Origin of the sequence: Paraburkholderia youngii (assembly GCF_013366925.1) — a bacterium.
Taxonomy (GTDB): domain Bacteria; phylum Pseudomonadota; class Gammaproteobacteria; order Burkholderiales; family Burkholderiaceae; genus Paraburkholderia; species Paraburkholderia youngii.
In genome coordinates, this window is sequence record NZ_JAALDK010000001.1 from 5,854,096 (window position 1) to 5,872,322 (window position 18,227).

Annotated in this window: 16 protein-coding genes; 9 read left to right on the forward strand and 7 right to left on the reverse strand. The window is 65.2% G+C overall.

What is annotated here, in order from left to right:
* Nucleotides 1–134 precede the first annotated feature (134 nt).
* Both mutL and miaA read left to right on the forward strand, forming a co-directional pair.
* Complete coding sequence (gene mutL, locus G5S42_RS26710) at nt 135–2,225, forward strand: DNA mismatch repair endonuclease MutL (protein WP_176109486.1); 2,091 nt, start codon at nt 135–137, stop codon at nt 2,223–2,225.
* A 45-nt stretch (nt 2,226–2,270) separates the two neighbouring features.
* A complete protein-coding gene (gene miaA / locus G5S42_RS26715; protein WP_176109487.1) occupies nt 2,271–3,251 on the forward strand; it encodes a tRNA (adenosine(37)-N6)-dimethylallyltransferase MiaA in 981 nt (326 codons plus the stop codon).
* A 117-nt stretch (nt 3,252–3,368) separates the two neighbouring features.
* Here the strand turns inward: miaA and purM are convergent, their stop codons facing one another.
* Nucleotides 3,369–4,436, reverse strand: coding sequence for a phosphoribosylformylglycinamidine cyclo-ligase (gene purM, locus G5S42_RS26720; RefSeq protein WP_176109488.1), 1,068 nt, complete (start codon nt 4,434–4,436; stop codon nt 3,369–3,371).
* A gap of 277 nt (nt 4,437–4,713) precedes the next feature.
* Between purM and hda the strand changes: the two genes are divergently transcribed.
* Genes hda through panB form a run of 6 tightly spaced genes read left to right on the forward strand, consistent with a single transcriptional unit; the run spans nt 4,714 to nt 9,876 of the window.
* A complete protein-coding gene (gene hda, locus G5S42_RS26725) occupies nt 4,714–5,466 on the forward strand; it encodes a DnaA regulatory inactivator Hda (RefSeq protein ID WP_176109489.1) in 753 nt (250 codons plus the stop codon).
* On the forward strand, nt 5,459–6,145 hold the full coding sequence (locus G5S42_RS26730) for a histidinol-phosphatase (RefSeq protein WP_176109490.1): 687 nt from the start codon (nt 5,459–5,461) through the stop codon (nt 6,143–6,145). Before hda ends, G5S42_RS26730 begins: the two co-directional genes overlap by 8 nt.
* Entirely contained in the window at nt 6,142–7,752 is a 1,611-nt protein-coding gene (gene pcnB / locus G5S42_RS26735) for a polynucleotide adenylyltransferase PcnB (protein ID WP_176109491.1), read from the forward strand. The genes G5S42_RS26730 and pcnB overlap by 4 nt, the downstream gene beginning before the upstream one ends.
* Nucleotides 7,753–7,803: 51 nt before the next feature.
* Nucleotides 7,804–8,346: a 2-amino-4-hydroxy-6-hydroxymethyldihydropteridine diphosphokinase gene (gene folK, locus G5S42_RS26740; RefSeq protein ID WP_176109492.1), complete on the forward strand. Its 543-nt coding sequence runs from the start codon at nt 7,804–7,806 to the stop codon at nt 8,344–8,346.
* Nucleotides 8,343–9,023: a deoxynucleoside kinase gene (locus G5S42_RS26745; RefSeq protein ID WP_176109493.1), complete on the forward strand. Its 681-nt coding sequence runs from the start codon at nt 8,343–8,345 to the stop codon at nt 9,021–9,023. The genes folK and G5S42_RS26745 overlap by 4 nt, the downstream gene beginning before the upstream one ends.
* Nucleotides 9,024–9,060: 37 nt before the next feature.
* Entirely contained in the window at nt 9,061–9,876 is an 816-nt protein-coding gene (gene panB, locus G5S42_RS26750; RefSeq protein WP_176109494.1) for a 3-methyl-2-oxobutanoate hydroxymethyltransferase, read from the forward strand.
* 49 nt (nt 9,877–9,925) lie between these two features.
* Here the strand turns inward: panB and pabB are convergent, their stop codons facing one another.
* The 4 genes from pabB to grpE form a co-directional block, all read right to left on the reverse strand.
* Entirely contained in the window at nt 9,926–11,812 is a 1,887-nt protein-coding gene (pabB, locus tag G5S42_RS26755; RefSeq protein WP_176109495.1) for an aminodeoxychorismate synthase component I, read from the reverse strand.
* An 18-nt stretch (nt 11,813–11,830) separates the two neighbouring features.
* Nucleotides 11,831–12,970: a molecular chaperone DnaJ gene (gene dnaJ, locus G5S42_RS26760; protein ID WP_018431876.1), complete on the reverse strand. Its 1,140-nt coding sequence runs from the start codon at nt 12,968–12,970 to the stop codon at nt 11,831–11,833.
* 267 nt (nt 12,971–13,237) lie between these two features.
* Nucleotides 13,238–15,193 (reverse strand): molecular chaperone DnaK, encoded by a 1,956-nt coding sequence (gene dnaK / locus G5S42_RS26765; RefSeq protein ID WP_176109496.1) that lies wholly within the window; start codon nt 15,191–15,193, stop codon nt 13,238–13,240.
* 332 nt (nt 15,194–15,525) lie between these two features.
* Nucleotides 15,526–16,113: a nucleotide exchange factor GrpE gene (gene grpE / locus G5S42_RS26770; protein WP_176109497.1), complete on the reverse strand. Its 588-nt coding sequence runs from the start codon at nt 16,111–16,113 to the stop codon at nt 15,526–15,528.
* A gap of 363 nt (nt 16,114–16,476) precedes the next feature.
* Between grpE and G5S42_RS26775 the strand changes: the two genes are divergently transcribed.
* On the forward strand, nt 16,477–16,638 hold the full coding sequence (locus tag G5S42_RS26775) for a hypothetical protein (RefSeq protein WP_176109498.1): 162 nt from the start codon (nt 16,477–16,479) through the stop codon (nt 16,636–16,638).
* Here the strand turns inward: G5S42_RS26775 and hslR are convergent.
* Nucleotides 16,610–17,017: an Hsp15 family ribosome-associated heat shock protein gene (hslR, locus tag G5S42_RS26780; RefSeq protein WP_176109499.1), complete on the reverse strand. Its 408-nt coding sequence runs from the start codon at nt 17,015–17,017 to the stop codon at nt 16,610–16,612. The genes G5S42_RS26775 and hslR overlap by 29 nt on opposite strands.
* 8 nt (nt 17,018–17,025) lie before the next feature.
* Nucleotides 17,026–18,096, reverse strand: coding sequence for a ferrochelatase (gene hemH, locus G5S42_RS26785; RefSeq protein ID WP_176109500.1), 1,071 nt, complete (start codon nt 18,094–18,096; stop codon nt 17,026–17,028).
* Between the last annotated feature and the right edge of the window lie 131 nt (nt 18,097–18,227).

Here is an 18,227-nt window from a genome sequence, read left to right on the forward strand (position 1 = left end):
ACAGGGGCAGCAAGCGGCGGGCCGACCGCTGCGAAGTGCCCGCGACATGATACAGAAAGTGCCTCGGGTCGATTAAAAAACTGCGGGTCGGGCACCGGCACGGGCGACGTACGCCGAGTCGCTATAATTTCGCCATGTCCGAATTCTCAGAAACGCCTGCGGGCACCGCGGCCGCGGCCGCACCCTCCGACGGCTCCCGCGCGGCGCCCGCGCCGCGTCCGCTGCGCGCGATCCAGCCGCTCCCCGATCAACTGATCAGCCAGATCGCCGCCGGCGAAGTGGTCGAGCGGCCGGCGTCGGTGGTTAAGGAGCTGCTCGAGAATGCGCTCGACGCGGGCGCGCAGACGCTGCGCATCCTGCTCGACGAAGGCGGCGTCAAACGCATCTCGATCACCGACGACGGCTGTGGCATCCCCGAGAACGAACTCGTACTCGCACTGACCCGCCATGCGACCAGCAAGATCCGCTCGCTTGCCGAGCTCGAGGCGGTCGCGACGCTCGGGTTCCGCGGTGAAGCGCTGGCGTCGATTGCGTCGGTCGCGCAGATGAGCATCACGAGCCGCACCGCCGACGTGCCGCACGCGGTGCGCATCGATGCGGAAACCGGCGTGCTGAGCCCCGCCGCCGGCACGCAAGGCACGACGATCGAAGTCCGCGAGCTGTACTTCAACACACCCGCGCGCCGCAAATTCCTGAAGAGCGAACAGACCGAACTCGGCCACTGTCTCGAACAGATCCGCCGCGCCGCTCTCGCGCGGCCGGACGTGGCGATCTCCGTGCTGCACAACGGCAAGGCCGTCGAACACTGGAACGCGAGCGAGCCGCCCGCGCGCGTCGCGAAGATTCTCGGCGACACGTTCGCGACCGCCCATCTGCCGCTCGACGAATCCGCCGGTCCGCTCGCAATCTACGGCTGCGCCGGTCTGCCGACCGCAAGCCGCGGCCGCGCCGATCAACAGTATTTCTTCGTCAACGGCCGCTTCGTGCGGGACAAGCTGCTCACGCACGCAGTGCGCGCCGCGTATGAAGACGTGCTGCACGGTGAGCGTTATCCGTCATACGTGCTGTTCCTCGATCTGCCGCCCGAGGGCGTCGACGTGAACGTGCATCCGTCGAAAATCGAGGTGCGTTTCCGCGATTCGCGCTCGATTCACCAGTTCGTGTTCCATGCGGTGCAGCGCGCGCTCGCGCGGCACGCGGGCGCGTCGCCGGAAACGACGGCTGGCGGGCATGCGGCGCACCTGGAACCGTCGGCCGGTGAACCGGCTTCGTTTGGTTCGACGCCGCTGGGCGGCACAAGCGGCGCAGGCGACGGCATCGGCGCGGGCGCCAGTGTTTCGAGCGGCGGGGGCTTCGCCGCCGGAAGCCGTGGCAGCTTTGGCGGCGGCTTCGGCAGCTTCGGGGCCTCGCAGCCCGGCAACACGTGGATGCGCCAGGCGCGCATGACGCAAGGCACGCTGCCGGTCGCGCAACCGCTCGCCGGTTACGACGCGCTGTTCGGCCGCAAGGATCCGCTCGCGGGCCGGGTCGAAGGCGCGTCGCTGTTCGAAGCGCGCGACTCGGCGAGCGAAACGACGTCGCCATATGACGCGGCACCGTTCGCGTCGCGCCCGGCTGCCCCCGCATTCGACGCCACCGACGATCAGCCGCTCGGCTTCGCGCTCGGCCAGATCCACGGCATCTACGTGCTCGCGCAGAACCGCCACGGGCTCGTGATCGTCGACATGCATGCCGCGCACGAGCGCATCCTGTACGAGCAGTTCAAGAACGCGCTCGCCGACCGAGCGATCGCCGTGCAGCCGCTGCTGATTCCGCAGACGATGCAGGCCGATCCGGTCGAAATCGGCACGGTCGAGGAAGAACGCGATACGCTCGATGCGCTCGGCTTCGACCTCGCGGTGCTGTCGCCGACCACGCTCGCGATCCGCGCCGTCCCCGCGCTGCTAAAGGACGCCGATCTGCAAGCGCTCGCGCGCGCGGTGCTGTCCGACCTGCACGCGTTCGGCGGCTCGCGCGTGCTGACCGAGCGTCAGCACGAATTGCTCGGCACGCTCGCGTGCCATCACGCGGTGCGCGCGAACCGGCGTCTGACGCTCGACGAAATGAACGCGCTGTTGCGCCAGATGGAAGCGACCGAGCGCGCCGACCAGTGCAACCACGGGCGTCCGACCTGGTATCAGCTGACGCTGGCCGATCTCGATCGGCTGTTCATGCGCGGCCAGTAACCGCCGCGTTCGATCACACCGCCCGCGCCGCGCGCCCGCTTGCTCATGACGTCACGCCCTACCCTGATCCCGTGCCTGCTCGGCCCGACCGCGTCCGGCAAGACCGCCGCGGCGCTCGCGCTCGCCGCGCGGCGGCCGGTCGAAATCATCAGCGTCGACTCGGCGCTCGTCTATCGCGAGATGGACATCGGCACCGCGAAGCCGACTGCGGAAGAACGCGCGGTCGCGCCGCATCATCTGATCGATATCGTCGATCCCGCCGACTCGTACTCGGCCGCGCAGTTTCGCGCCGACACGCTGCGGCTCGTCGGTGAAATTCATGCGCGCGGTCGGCTGCCGCTGCTGGTCGGTGGCACGATGCTGTACTACAAGGCGCTCACGCAGGGGCTCAACGACCTGCCCGGCGCCGATGCCGAACTACGCGCGACGCTCGACGCCGACGCCGCCCGCGACGGCTGGCCGGCGCTACACGCACGGCTCGCCGCGCTCGATCCGGCCACTGCCGCGCGTCTCGCGCCGAACGATTCGCAGCGCATCCAGCGCGCGCTAGAAGTGTTCATGCTGACCGGCCAGCCGATGTCGGCGCTGCTCGCCGCGCCCGCGCGCACGGACGACGCCGCGTCGGCATGGCGCTTCGTGCCGGTCGCGCTGGAGCCGTCCGAGCGTGGCTTGCTGCACGCGCGCATCGAGCAGCGCTTCGATGCGATGCTCGCGCACGGTTTCGTCGATGAAGTGGTCAAGCTGCGCGCGCGCGGCGACCTGCTGCCGGAGATGTCGTCGATGCGCTGCGTCGGCTATCGGCAGGTGTGGGAATACCTCGATGGCGCGGTCGATTATCGGACCATGCGCGACAAGGGCATCTTCGCGACGCGGCAACTCTGCAAGCGGCAGCTCACGTGGCTGCGCAGCATGCCGGAGAGACAGGTGGTGGATTGCTGCGATCCGCACGCGACGGCGCGGGTGGTGGAGTTGATCGAGACGCTGGTTGGAGACGCCGATCGAAGTGAGGGAATTAGAGGGACCTAAAGCGGGGACCTAAAGCGGGGATTTGAAGCGGGGATTCAAAGCGGGAAATGTGAAGCAAGGGATTTGAAGCCCGCGCGGCGCGCCGTTGCGGCACGCCACGCGAACCCTCGTCAATCGTTAGACCACGACCGTCTGCGCTTCACCCGCCGCGCTTTCACGGACCGTGCCGATCTTCCAGACCTGCTCGCCCGCCGCGGACAGCAGACCGATCGCCGCCTGGGCATCCGCGGCAGACACGATCACCGCCATACCGATACCGCAGTTGAACACGCGGTGCATTTCCGCATCGGCGACGCCGCCGTGCTTCTGCAGCCACGAGAACAGCGGCGGCAGCGGCCACGCACGATGATCGAGCTCGGCCGTCAGACCCTCGCGCAGCACGCGCGGAATGTTCTCGACCAGGCCGCCGCCGGTGATGTGCGCCATGCCCTTCACCTCGAGCTGCTGCATCAGCGCGAGCAGCGGCTTCACGTAGATGCGCGTCGGCGCCATCAGCGCGTCGGCGAGCGAGCGGCCGTCGAAGTCCGCGTTCAGATCGGGATTGGCGCGCTCGATGATCTTGCGCACCAGCGAAAAGCCATTCGAATGGATGCCGCTCGACGCAAGCCCGAGCACCACGTCGCCCGGAGCAATCTTGCTGCCGTCGATGATCTTGCTCTTTTCCACCGCGCCGACCGCGAAACCGGCCAGATCGTATTCGCCGTCCGGATACATGCCCGGCATTTCCGCGGTTTCGCCGCCGATCAGCGCGCAGCCCGACAGCTCGCAGCCGTGTGCAATGCCCTTCACGACGGTCGCCGCCGTGCCGACATCGAGCTTGCCGCAGGCGAAATAGTCGAGGAAAAACAGCGGCTCGGCGCCCTGCACGAGGATGTCGTTGACGCTCATCGCGACCAGATCCTGGCCGACCGTGTCGTGCTTGTTCAGCTGGAACGCGAGACGCAGCTTGGTGCCGACGCCGTCGGTGCCGGACACGAGCACCGGTTCGTTGTACTTCTTGGGCACTTCGAACAGCGCGCCGAATCCACCGATGCCGCCCAGCACGCCGTCGCGCAGGGTCTTCTTGGCAAAGGGCTTGATGGCGTCGACGAGGGCGTCGCCCGCATCGATGTCCACGCCGGCGTCGCGATACGACAAACCTTGGGCCGAATCGGGTGAAGGCTGGGCGGATTTCGGTTGATTCATGGGGAAAAGCTCGAAGGTCGGTAAAATGCGATTTTACCCGATGCTGGCCGCGTGGCTGGAATTCGCGCGCTCCGACGAGATCCTGGAAACGACCTTTGCAACACGATACCCCGATTCCGGCGCCGCCGCCCCGCGCATTTCCGTCCGTCGCGCTTCGCGACCTGCGGCCTCACGACCCGGCGAGCACGCTTCACGACAACTGAGCGCCTGGCAACGTTCCAGGCCCCGCGGTCCGGGCCACTCGCGGCCCGAGCCTCATTTTCGGCATTAACCTACTGTGCTTCGTCAACTGACGCTCGATCTCGGCACCCCGCCGCCATCGACATTCGACAATTTCTTCGCCGGCGCGAACGCCGAGCTGGTCACGCGCCTGCGTGAGCTCGACGACGCGCTCGCCTCCGGACCGGTCGCCGATCGCACCTTCTACATCTGGGGCGAAGCCGGCAGCGGCCGCACGCATCTGCTGCAGGCACTGGTGCACGAAGCGCCGCCGGGACATGCGCGCTTCGCCGGTCCGCAAAGCAGCCTCGCCGCCTTCGGCTTCGATCCGCGCGTCGCGCTCTATGCGATCGACGACTGCGACGCGCTGTCGGCCGCTCAGCAGATCGCCGTGTTCAACCTGTTCAACGAGGTGCGCGCGCATCCGACCAGCGCGCTCGTCGCCGCGGGCAACGCGGCGCCGATCGGCATGACGGTGCGCGAGGATTTGCGCACGCGGCTCGGCTGGGGTCTCGTGTTTCACCTCGCGCCGCTGCCCGACGACGCGAAGGCCGCGGTGTTGAAACGCGCGGCGCGCGAGCGCGGCATCATGCTCGCCGACGACGTGCCGGCCTACCTGCTCACTCACTTTCGCCGCGACATGCCGAGCCTGATGGCGCTGCTCGACGCGCTCGACCGCTTCTCGCTCGAACAGAAACGCGCGGTCACGCTACCGCTGCTGCGCACGATGCTCGCGTCGCCCGAGCCCGCCACCACACCGGGTTCACACGCCGCTCTTCCGGCTTCAAGTAAAATAGGCCCCCATGGCTAATCTTGCACTCTTCGATCTCGACCACACGCTCATTCCCACCGACAGCGACCACGAATGGGGCCGCTTCATGGTGAAAAAAGGTATGGTCGACGCCGAAAATTTCGCCCGTGAAAACGACCGCTTCTACGCCGACTACAAGGCCGGCAAGCTCGACATTCACGCTTATCTGATCGCCATGCTGACACCGCTCGCGAAGTACTCGCGCGCGCAGCTCGCGGACTTTCACGCGCAGTACATGCACGAGGTCATCACGCCGGCCATCCAGCCGGTGGCGATCGAGCTCGTGAAACAGCATCGCGAAGCGGGCGACCTTTGCTGCGTCGTCACCGCGACCAACGAATTCATCACGCGTCCCATCGCCCAGGCGTTCGGTGTCGACACGCTGATCGCGTGCGAGGCGGAGACCGTCGGCGGCGATCCGCACGGCGCCTACACCGGCCGCCCGACCGGCACGCCGAGCTACAAGGAAGGCAAGATCGTGCGCACCGAAATGTGGCTCGCGTCGCTCGGCAAGACGTGGAGCGACTTCGAGCACAGCTATTTCTATAGCGATTCGCACAACGACATCCCGCTGCTCGAAAAAGTCACCGATCCCATCGCGACCAATCCGGACGACACGTTGCGCGCCCATGCGCAGGCCAAAGGCTGGCGCATCCTCGAACTCTTCCAACCCTCGTGATCAAGAAACTCATCCGCAAGCTATTCGGCCAGGACGCGGCGAGCGCTGACGACACGCTCTCCGCCGCCAGCGTCGACGGCAATGCCAATGACAAGCCGCCGGCGCGCGGCAAGTCCGTATCCGGCACGACCGCTTCCGGCACGGCCGCGCGGCCGCGTCGCAAATCCACCGCCGCTGCCGCCGCACAAGCGCCGCGCGAACCGGACGTCCCCGTCATCATTCCGCACGACGTGCATGGCATCGACCCCACGCTGATCTCGCGCAACGCGATCCGCGTAACCGAGGGCCTGCAACAGGCGGGCTTCCGCGCGTTCATCGTCGGCGGCGCGGTGCGCGACCTGCTGCTCGGCGTGAAGCCGAAAGACTTCGACGTCGCGACCGACGCGACGCCCGAACAGGTGCAGAAGCTGTTCCGCCGCGCGCGCATCATCGGCCGGCGCTTCCAGATCGTGCACGTCCAGTTCGGCCAGGAAATCATCGAGACCTCGACGTTCCGCGCGCTGGTCGATCCGCCCGCGGCCGACGCGCCGCCGCCGAAGCGTCTGAAGCGCGACGAGCTCGACCGCCGCACCCACGCGGTCGACGCGAGCGGCCGCGTGCTGCGCGACAACGTGTGGGGCGAGCAGCACGAGGACGCCACGCGCCGCGACTTCACGATCAACGCGATGTACTACGATCCGGCCACGCAAACCGTGCTGGATTACCACAACGGCATGGCCGACATGCGCACGCGCCTGCTGCGCATGATCGGCGACCCGGCCACGCGCTATCGCGAGGACCCGGTGCGCATGCTGCGTGTCGTGCGCTTCGCCGCCAAGCTCGACTTCGACATCGACGACGCCACGCGCGCGCCGATCGAGAAGATGGCCGATCTGATCAACAACGTGCCCGCCGCGCGTCTGTTCGACGAAATGCTGAAGCTGATGCTGTCGGGTCACGCGCTCGCGTGCCTGAAGCGGCTGCGCCAGGAAGGCCTGCATCACGGGCTGCTGCCGCTGCTCGACGTGGTGCTCGAGCAGCCGACCGGCGAGAAATTCATTTCTCTGGCACTCTCTAATACAGATGCACGCGTGCTCGCCGGCAAACCGGTGTCGCCGGGCTTCCTGTTCGCGACGCTGTTGTGGCACGACGTGCAGCAGCGCTGGCAGAAGTTCGAGGCCGAAGGCGAGTATCCGGTGCCCGCGCTGCATCGCGCGATGGACGAAGTGCTCGACATGCAGACCGAAAAGCTCGCGATCCACAAGCGCTTCTCGGCCGACATGCGCGAGATCTGGGGTCTGCAGCTGCGCCTCGAAAAGCGCTCGGGCCGCAGCGCGCTGAAGCTGCTGGAACACCAAAGATTTAGAGCGGGGTATGATTTCCTCCTGTTGCGCTGCGCATCGGGCGAACTTGACGAGTCGGTCGGTACGTGGTGGACGGAGTTCATCGAAGGAGACGCCGCCGCGCGCGAGGCATTGCTCACGCAAGGCGGGAAAGACCGGAGCCCCAGAAAACGACGGCGGCGCGGTGGCGCCAGAAACCGCAAATCAGGTGACGGGGTGGAGGGCGGCTCGTCCGCCGAACGCACGGACAACGACGCGAGCCGCGAAGGCTCGCACGAAGACTGACGCGGCGTTCGCGGAAGAGCCGTCGAAACGATAGCTGCAGGAAGTTATGCCATGACGGTTGCTTATCTTGGCCTCGGCGCGAATCTCGGGGACGCGCGCCAGACCCTGAAAGACGCGGTGGTGTGCCTCGCACAACAGCACACCATCACCGTGCTCGCCAAATCGAGCCTATATCGCACTGCCCCGATCGACGCGGGCGGCGACGACTATTTCAATTGCGTCGTGAAGCTGGAGACGACGCTCCCCGTGCGGCATCTGCTCGCGCTGTGTCACAAGATCGAGCATCATTTCGGCCGTGAGCGGCCGTTCCGCAATGCGCCGCGCACGCTCGATCTCGACATCCTGCTGTACGGCGATCAATCGATCGACGAAGCCGACCTGATCGTGCCGCATCCACGCCTCGTCGAGCGCGCGTTTGCGCTGGTGCCGCTCGTCGAGATCGATGCGGCGATCGTGATTCCGCAACATGGCCGGGCCGCCGCGCTGCTCGATAGCGTCAGCGATCAGCGCATCGAGAAGGTGAAGGGGCCCTGCCAGTGTCCGATGCTCAATGCGCTCGCCGGTAATTCCGCCGGGAAAGGCCGTTGCGAATGAGTTCGCCGCCGCTCACGGTCACCGCGCCGCAGCTGCGTCCGCCGTTCGGCTATATCGCGATCGAGGGGCCGATCGGCGTCGGCAAGACCTCACTCGCGCGGCGCCTCGCGCAACGCTGGTCGATGCACGAACTGTTCGAGCGCTCGCAGGACAATCCGTTTCTTGAACGCTTCTATCGCGACACCGCGCGCTATGCGCTGCCGGTGCAGTTGCACTTCGCGCTGCAACGCGCGCAGCAGGCGCAGGAAGTGGGCGCCGCGCAGGCGAGCGGCACGCCGCTGATCGCCGACTTCATCACGCAGCGAAACGACATCTTCGCGCGTCTGACCTTGCAGGAAGACGAGTGGCAGCTGTACCGCGCGCTTGCCGCGCGGCTCGACGTCAGTGCGCCGGAGCCGGACTTCGTCGTTTATCTGCAGGCGAGTCCCGAGGTGCTGTTCGCGCGCATCCAGAAGCGCGCGGTGCCGATGGAGCTGCAGATTTCCGATGCGTATCTGCGCGCGCTGTGCGACGCGTACAACGAATTCTTCTACCACTACGACCGCACGCCCGTGCTGACGGTCAACGCCGAACACCTGAATCCGCTCGACTCCGACGCGGACCTTGCGCTGCTCGCCGAACGCATCGAGACGATGCGCGGCCGCAAGGAATTCTTTGTCAAAGCCACGTCGCTGTAAGCGGCGCGGCTAGTTCATTTTTCTCACTGGATTGACCATGACTTATTTGCAGGAAGCGAGCCGGAGCGCGATCACCGTGCCGAAACTGCAGGCAATGCGCGACGCCGGCGAAAAGATCGCGATGCTCACCTGCTACGACGCGAGCTTCGCCGCGCTGCTCGATCGCGCGGGCGTCGACGTGCTGCTGATCGGCGACTCGCTCGGCAACGTGCTGCAAGGCCAGGCGACCACGCTGCCCGTGACGCTGGCGGACATCGCGTATCACACGGCGAGCGTCTCGCGCGCGCGGCCGTCGGCGCTGATCATGGCGGACCTGCCGTTCGGCACGTACGGCACGCGCGAAGATGCGTTCAGGAGTTCGGTCGAACTGATGCGCGCGGGCGCGCAGATGGTCAAGCTCGAAGGCGGAGAATGGCTCGCGGATACGGTGCGGTTTCTGGTCGAGCGCTCGATTCCGGTGTGCGCGCACGTGGGTCTGACGCCGCAGTCGGTGCATGCATTCGGCGGCTTCAAGGTGCAGGGCAAGACCGAAGCGGGCGCGAGCCAGCTGCTGCGCGATTCACTCGCGATGCAGGCCGCCGGCGCGCAATCACTGTTGATGGAAGCGATCCCGGCTCAACTCGCGGGCGAGGTCACGAGGCAACTGCGCGTTCCGACGATCGGCATCGGCGCGGGTCTCGACTGCTCGGGTCAGGTGCTCGTGCTGCACGACATGCTCGGTATTTTCCCCGGCAAGCGGCCGCGCTTCGTGAAAGATTTCATGCAGGGACAGCCGAACATTCAGGCCGCCGTCGAGGCGTATGTGCGGGCGGTGAAGGACGGCACGTTTCCAGGCGCCGAGCACACGTTCTGATGTATGTTTGCCGCGCGGGGTGCGCGGCATTCCGGTTTGTCTCAGCGCTCTAAGCAACAACCCGTGCGGATATCGCGCCGCGCAACGCGTTGCACACGAGCAGCGCTTCGGCGTTCAGCACGTCCTGCTGCGTCAGCACTTTTTCACCCGCCTGCAGGTCCGAGGCCCCGTCGAGCAATACGCTTCGCATCACGCCAGGCAGCACGCCCGAGGCGAGCGGCGGAGTCCACCATCGTCCCGCGAGCTTCACGAACACATTCGATCTGCCGCCCTCGGTCAGTTCGCCCCGTTCGTTGAAGAACAGCGTGTCAAAGGCGCCCTTCGCCTCGGCTTCGCGCCAGCCGCGGTCGTAGTCGGCGCGGCGCGTGGTCTTGTGGCGCAGCAACGGATCGGCGGCCTGGGTTGGCGCGAACTGCGCTTCGGGGCCGAGCAGAACCCCAACGATCGCATCCGCCAACGGCGTAAGTATCGCGGCGGTGATCTGCGTCGCGCCGCTTTTGCTCAACGCAAGCCGCATACGATGCGGCGTCTGCGCCGGCAGCGTGGCGCACCGCGCTGAAATCTCCTCGCGAATGCGCGCTTCGTCGAACCCGAAACCAAGGGTCGCGGCGCTCGACGACAAGCGCCGCAAATGCCGCTCCAGATGCCGCACGCCGTCTTCCCGCGTCGCGTACATCGTTTCGAACAGTTCGAAGCCGGGCTCGGCGCCGGTCAGAAAACGTGCTTTCAATCGACACTCCTCGTGCTCGTCGGCGGCCACGCTGTCGAGCACGATGCCCGCGCCGATGCCCATGCTGCCGCGCAGCCCGTCCGTGCCGCCGGCTTGCGCCGTCGACGTAGTCAATGTCAGCGTGCGGATCGCGACCGACATGCAGAAGTCGCCGCAATCCTGATCATCGTCCGGCGCATCGAGCCAGCCGATCGCGCCGGTATAAAGTCCGCGCGGCGTGCTTTCCAGTTCGTCGATCAACTGCATCGTGCGATGCTTCGGCGCACCGGTAATCGAGCCGCAGGGAAAGAGCGCACGCAGGATCGTCGCGAACGAGGTGCCGGCGAGCAAGGTCGCCTCCACTGTCGACGTCATCTGCCACACCGACGCGTACGGCTCGACCGAAAACAGCGCCGGCACATTGACCGAACCGATCCGCGCAACCCGCGACAGATCGTTGCGCAGTAGATCGACGATCATCACGTTCTCGGCGCGGTTCTTCAGATCGGTGGCGAGGAACTCGGCGTTGCCGCGGTCGATGGCGGGATCTTGCGAGCGCGGCGCCGTGCCCTTCATCGGCCGCGCGCGCAACGTCGGGCCGTGCTTCTCGACGAACAATTCGGGCGAACACGACAGGACCCACGCATCGCCGGGCAACGCGATCAGCGCGCCGAACGACACCGGCTGGCGCGCGCGCAAACGCCGATAGAACGCAAGCGGCGAGCCGAACACGTCGAAGCCGAGGCGGTACGTGTAGTTGACCTGATAGGAATCGCCCGCGCGCAGCGCAGCGTGAATCGCGTCGATCGACGCATCGAATTCGGCGCGATCGACGCTCTCGCGCACGTTCGCCGTGCCCGCGACCGACGGCTCCGGAGCACCGTTGTCACGCGTCATCAGCCACGCGTCGACCTCGTCGCGCGCAAGCTTCGCACAGCGTTCGAACAATAAAAAACGCAGCGTGGCATTGCCACGCTGCGTTTCAGTGGACCGAAGCTTGTCGATACCGACGAGCCCACGACCAAATTCATAGTCGGCCAGCACGACGGCGTGCAGGCCGTTGCGGGTATCGGCCGCGACGCTGTCGCACGCCGCTTCGAGCTGCGCCGCCTCGGTGCAGACCCGCTCGCGCACGAAACCCGTGTACAAGCGGCTCGACGGACGCGCCGCCGTTGCACCGCAATCGTCAAGCAGCGCGAACACCGCGCCGCGCCTGTCCACCGTCATGCTGACCGCCAAATCAGATCAATCGAAAAAGCTCTTCACCCGATCGAACCAGCTCTTGCTCTGCGGACTATGCCGCGCACCGCCTTCCACGAGCGCCTTTTCGAATTGCTTGAGCAGGTCGCGCTGCGCTTCGGTGAGCTTGACCGGCGTTTCGACCTGCACATGCACGTACAGATCACCAGCGATGCTCGAACGCAGCCCCTTGATGCCCTTGCCACGCAAACGGAACGTCTTGCCCGACTGCGTGCCTTCCGGCACGGTGAAAGTTGCGCGACCGGCCAGCGTCGGTACTTCGATATCGCCGCCAAGCGCCGCGGTGGTGAACGGGATCGGCATCTGGCAATGCAGATCGTCGCCGTCACGCTCGAACACTGAGTGCTGCTTGATATGAATCTCGACGTACAGATCGCCCGACGGTCCGCCGTTGATGCCCGGCTCGCCATTGCCGGCCGAGCGGATGCGCATGCCGTCGTCGATACCGGCCGGGATCTTCACTTCCAGCGTCTTGGTTTCCTTCACCTTGCCCGCGCCGTGGCAGTGATTGCACGGGTCGGGGATGTAGGTGCCGCTGCCGTGGCACTTCGGGCAAGTCTGCTGGATGCTGAAGAAGCCCTGCGACATGCGCACCGAACCCGAGCCGCTACAGGTCGGGCAGGTTTCCGGTTTGGTGCCCGGCTTCGCGCCCGAGCCATGACAGACTTCGCACGAAACCCAGCTCGGCACGCGGATCTGCGTGTCGTAGCCGTGTGCGGCCTGCTCGAGCGTGATTTCCATGCTGTAGCGCAGATCCGCGCCGCGATACACCTGCGGACCCGCGCGGCCGCCTCCGCGTGCGCCAGCGCCGGCCGCCTGGCCGAAGATGTCGCCGAAGATGTCGCCGAATGCATCGGCAAAGCCGCCGAAACCTTGCGCACCGGCCCCACCCATGTTCGGATCGACGCCCGCGTGACCGTACTGATCGTACGCGGCGCGCTTTTGCGAATCCGACAGCATTTCATAGGCTTCCTTCACCTCCTTGAAATGCTCTTCCGCATCCTTGTTGCCCGGATTGCGGTCGGGGTGGTGCTTCATCGCGAGCTTGCGATAAGCCTTCTTGATTTCGTCGTCGCTCGCGTTCTTTGCGACGCCCAGAACCTCGTAGTAATCCCGTTTCGCCATATCGGTTCAACGCCGCCGCGCAAAGCGACGCGGTAGCTCCTTGTGAATGCTGTGGAGTCTTACGACTCGTCCGGCCGCTGTCTGCGCCGCGTCTCGACACGGTTCAAAACAACGCCCTCCATAAAACGAACGTGCCCGGAGAACCCAAAAGGCTCGCCAGGCGCGAAAAACCGCTCTTGCACTCAAGGCGCCCCAAGGGCGCAATCTCGTGCAGCCGGGCCGCGCACATCGCTGTGCACGGCTTTACGGTCGGATGCCGACCTGGCTTTAGTCCTTCTTCACTTCCTTGAACTCGGCGTCGACCACGTCGTCGGCCTGCTGGCTCGCGCCGGCCGATGCACCGGCACCGGCACCGCCCGCCGCGCCCGCTGCCGCTTCGGCACCTTGCGCAGCCTGCATGTCGGCGTACATCTTCTCGCCCATCTTCTGCGAGGCCGTGGCCACCGCTTCGATCTTCGCTTCGATCGCGGCCTTGTCGCTCGAGCTGCTCTTCAGCGTGTCCTCGAGCTCCTTCAACGCGGCTTCGATCTTCTCCTTCTCACCCGCTTCGAGCTTGTCGCCGTACTCGGTCAGCGCCTTCTTCGTGCTATGGACGAGTGCGTCACCCTGGTTGCGAGCGTCGGCCAGCTCACGCAGCTTGTGATCTTCTTCAGCGTTCGCTTCCGCATCCTTCACCATCTTCTCGATTTCGGCTTCGGACAGACCCGAGTTCGCCTTGATCGTGATGCGGTTTTCCTTGCCGGTCGCCTTGTCCTTCGCGCCGACGTGCAGAATGCCGTTCGCGTCGATGTCGAAGCTCACTTCGATCTGCGGCACGCCGCGCGGTGCCGGCGGAATGCCTTCGAGGTTGAACTCGCCGAGCAGCTTGTTGCCCGCTGCCATTTCGCGTTCACCCTGGAACACCTTGATCGTCACGGCGCTCTGGTTGTCGTCAGCCGTCGAGTAGACCTGTGCGTGCTTGGTCGGGATCGTGGTGTTCTTGTTGATCATCTTCGTCATCACGCCGCCGAGCGTTTCGATGCCGAGCGACAGCGGGGTCACGTCGAGCAGCAGCACGTCCTTACGGTCGCCCGACAGCACCTGGCCCTGGATCGCGGCACCAACGGCCACGGCTTCGTCCGGATTCACGTCACGGCGCGGGTCCTTGCCGAAGAACTCCTTCACCTTTTCCTGCACCTTCGGCATACGGGTCATACCGCCGACCAGGATCACGTCGTCAATTTCGCCGACCTTCACGCCTGCGTCCTTGATGGCCACGCGGCACGGCTCGATGGTGCGCTCGATCAGTTCCTCAACCAGCGCTTCCAACTTCGCACGCGTAATCTTCAGGTTCAAGTGCTTCGGACCCGACGCGTCGGCCGTGATGTACGGCAGGTTGATTTCGGTCTGCTGGCTCGACGACAGCTCGATCTTGGCCTTTTCAGCCGATTCCTTCAGGCGCTGCAGCGCGAGCACGTCTTTCGACAGATCGACGCCCTGTTCCTTTTTGAACTCGCCGATGATGTAGTCGATGATGCGCTGGTCGAAGTCTTCACCGCCGAGGAACGTATCGCCGTTCGTGGACAGCACTTCGAACTGCATTTCACCGTCGACGTCCGCGATTTCGATGATCGAGATGTCGAACGTGCCGCCGCCGAGGTCGAACACGGCGATCTTCCGGTCGCCCTTTTCAGCCTTGTCCAGACCGAATGCCAAGGCGGCTGCGGTCGGTTCGTTGATGATCCGCTTCACTTCCAGACCGGCGATGCGGCCTGCATCTTTGGTGGCCTGACGCTGGCTGTCGTTGAAGTACGCCGGCACCGTGATCACGGCTTCCGTGACGGTCTCGCCGAGGTAGTCCTCAGCGGTCTTCTTCATCTTGCGCAGCACTTCGGCCGAGATTTGCGGCGGCGCGAGCTTCTGGTCGCGCACTTCGATCCATGCGTCACCGTTGTCGGCCTTGATGATCTTGTAGGGCATCAGGCCGATGTCCTTCTGCACTTCCTTCTCTTCGAAGCGGCGGCCGATCAGGCGCTTGACGGCGAACAGCGTGTTCTTCGGGTTCGTGACCGACTGACGCTTGGCCGGCGCGCCGACCAGGATCTCGCTGTCTTCCATGTAAGCGATGATCGACGGCGTGGTGCGCGCGCCTTCCGAGTTCTCGATGACCTTGACCGAGTTGCCTTCCATGATCGCCACGCACGAGTTGGTCGTGCCGAGGTCGATGCCGATGATTTTGCCCATTTTTACAAATCTCCTGACTTTGATCGCTGCGGAAAGCGCCCGGTTGGCCCATCTGGCGGCGGGACGATCCGCTCTCAATTCCTACCTGCACTCAAAATAAGTGCGGCCACATCGTTTTCAAGACCTCTATTGCGATGCGGTCTTTAATTTTTTTCAATCAAGGGGCGGGCTCGTGGATCCTTGCTGCGAACCCGCTCCGCCCGCTTGCACGGCGCCCCCGGCGGGGTTCGCCGGAAGTGCCTGAATCGACTGGATGTTTTGCGGCGCGCGGCGATCCGAAGCGACGAGGCAGACGCCGCCGGCGCGGACGCCCGGGGTGCGCTTCGACGTGCTTACTTCGGCGCGGCGACGGTCACCAGCGCGGGACGCAGCACGCGGTCCGCGATCACGAAGCCCTTTTGCAGCACCGCGACGACGGTGTTCGGCTCCTGGTCGGCCGGCACCATCGAAATGGCCTGATGGCGATGTGGGTCGAACTTTTCGCCGACCGGATTGATCGCCACGACGCGGCCCTTCTCGAGCGCGCCGCTCAACTGGCGCAGCGTGAGCTCGACGCCTTCGCGGACCTTCTGCAGGTCGTCGGACGAATGGGCAACGGCCGCCTCGAGGCTGTCGACCACCGGCAGCAGATGCTCGGCGAAGTTCTCGATCGCAAACTTGTGCGCCTTGGCGACGTCTTCCTGAGCGCGACGGCGCACGTTTTCGGTTTCGGCCTTCGCGCGCAGGAAGTCTTCCTGCAACTCGGCGATCTTCGCCTGAGCGTCGGCCAGCGCCTGCTCGGCGGCAGCCTGGGCGGACTCAGTGGTGGCGCCGGTGTCCTGCTGTTGAGTGCCGGCCTCAGCCGCCTCGGCGGCCTGGCGCGCGGCTTCGTCGGCGGGCGTGGGATTCTGGCTCGTCGGGTTCTCTTGCGTGTTTTCCATGTCGCTGAAAGTCGTTAAAAAGTAAAAGCAAAGACGGAAAAAGCCGTTCCGACACAGTACGATTCGTGCTTTGCAAAATCGCGACAGGTGTCTTCGCGCCGATCCGCCAGACCGGACCCCAGATGGGGTCTGAAATAGCCGTTTCAAGCGGCTCCGAGGTTTTTTCGCACCACCGTCGTGCAGGCGAAATGCGCCGTAACAGGCATTCATGTGGCGCAATCAGATAGGGATTGAGTGCAGCCCGCAACTGACCTATTCTCCAGTCATGGAGCGGCAACGCACGTTAACCCTAATTTGACGTAAGCCTTACCGACACCTGACAGTCGTTCCGATAGCCCGTTTCAGCCCATCGAGAGGAGTACCGTGAAACTGACCGTTGCAATCGGGGTGGTCGCACTGGTACTGATCGCGGGCACCACGACCATCTGCATGTCCGGCGCGGTTAACGACCACACCACCGAGTACGGTGGCGCACACGCCACGGTCGAGCAGTTTTTTAGTTCCCACCCGAAAATCTGTCGATAGTGCGCCGGTCGCGTTTCGTCGGTCGCCCGTGCAGCGCGGCCGCCGGCTCGTGATACACCTTGCGCCGTTCCTGCTCGACCTGCCGCTTCTCCTTGCTCTGCGCGGTTTCAACGTAAAGCGTCTGCGCCACGCTCGCCGGGCCGCGCACGTCGCACACGCCCAGCACCTCGACCTGCCACACGTAGCGCTCGATCTCGATTTCGACCAGATCGCCGACACGCACGTCCTTGGCCGGCTTCACGGCCGCGCCGCCGATGCGCACCCGCCCCTTGTCGACCGCATCCGCGGCCAGCGAACGCGTCTTGAAGAAACGCGCGGCCCACAGCCATTTGTCGATGCGCAGTTTCGCGCCCGGTTCGGTTGAGATGCGGTAGTTCATCTGCGTATTCAAGCTCCTGTCGTGTGCGGCACCGGCACCGCCTGCACCGGCCAGCCCTGCAGATGCTGCGCGACGATTTCGCCGAGCGCGGCAACCCACGGCTGAGACGCGTTCAGACAGGGGATCCGGTGAAACTCCTTGCCACCCGCCTGCAGAAATTCGTCGCGCACTTCCATGCCGATTTCCTCGATCGTTTCGAGGCAGTCGGCGGTGAAACCCGGACAAAACACGTCAGCACGCCGCACGCCTGCCGCGCCCAGTTCCTTCAACGTCGGCGCCGTGTAAGGCTGCAGCCATTCGGCCTTACCAAAGCGCGACTGGAACGTGATGCGGCATTCGACCGGCGTCAATTCGAGCGCCTGCATCAGCAGTGCACCGGTCTGCTGGCATTGCTCGTGATACGGGTCGCCGAGGTCGAGCGTGCGCTTGGGCACGCCGTGGAAACTCAGCACGAGCTTGTCGCCCGCCGCGAAATCAGGGCGGCCGTGCAGATGCCAGTGGTGACGCACCTGCGCGGCGAGCGCCGCGATATATGCCGGGTGATCGGCGTACTGGCGAACCGTGCGGATTTCCGGCTGGTTGCGCATGCGCTTGAGCGCGGAAAAGGCTTCATCGAACGCGGTCGCCGTGGTGGACGCCGAATACTGCGGATACATCGGCATCAGCAGCACGCGCTCGGCGCCGGCGAGCTTCAGCTGGTTCAGCATTGCCGGAATGCCGGGCGTGCCGTAGCGCATCGCGTAGTCGACCAGCACCGTGTAGTCGTTGACTTGCAGCAGATGGCGCAAACCCTCGACCTGCTTTTCGGTGTGCACGCGCAGCGGCGAGCCCTCGGGCATCCATACCGCCGCGTACTTCCTGGCGGAACTGCGGCCGCGAAGCGGCAGGATCAGCAGACGCAGAATCAGCTGCCACAGCAACGCGGGAATTTCGATCACGCGGGGATCGGACAGGAACTGCGCGAGATAGCTGCGCACCGCGCGCGGTGTCGGCGCGTCGGGCGTGCCGAGGTTGATCAGCAACACGGCGACGCGATGCGATGTGGCGTTCTGTGATGGCCGCTCGAGGTCGAAGCGCATAGGCAGCAGAAGTCACCGCTTCACGCGGCGAGTCGATTCAATGGAGATTCATTATAGCGGCGCGGGTTCGGCCGGGCGTCGCCGTACCCTGGCCATTCGGACGATTGGCAGACGCCGCCCGTTCGCGCATC